At 71.6% G+C, this 423-nt stretch carries 1 pseudogene; it reads right to left on the reverse strand.

From position 1 onward, the window contains the following. Positions 1-113: 113 nt before the first annotated feature. Positions 114-423: pseudogene (locus tag OQ02_RS45385) on the reverse strand (ATP-binding protein); the annotation flags it as partial.

Below are 423 nucleotides of genomic sequence, written 5' to 3' on the forward strand. Positions count from 1 at the left end.
GGGAGAACGCCGTCGGTCTCACCGGCGTCACGTTCTCCCCGGACGGCACGTCCCTGCGCGTCGAGTACCTGGACCAGGAAGGCCTCGGTACCTTCACCCGGTCGTGATCCGGCTCACCCGTAGCGGCGCGGTGTCCACGCGATCGTCCGGCCGTCGCCCCGCTCGACCGCCCGCGTCTGCGAGGAGCCGACGAGGAGCAGGGTCCGCATGTCGACCTCGGAGGGCTCCAGGGTCTTCAGGGTGACGACCCGTACGGACTGCTCGGGCCCGCCCACGTCACGGGCGACGACCACCGGGGTCTCGGGGGAGCGCAGTTCAAGCAGGAGGTCGCGGGCGGCGGCCACCTGGTGCGTACGGGACCTGGATCCGGGGTTGTAGAGGGCGAGGACGAGGTCGGCGGTGGCCGCGACCTCCTGCTTGAAC

The sequence above is a fragment of the Saccharothrix sp. NRRL B-16314 genome (assembly GCF_000716595.1).
In the GTDB taxonomy this organism is placed as follows: domain Bacteria; phylum Actinomycetota; class Actinomycetes; order Mycobacteriales; family Pseudonocardiaceae; genus Actinosynnema.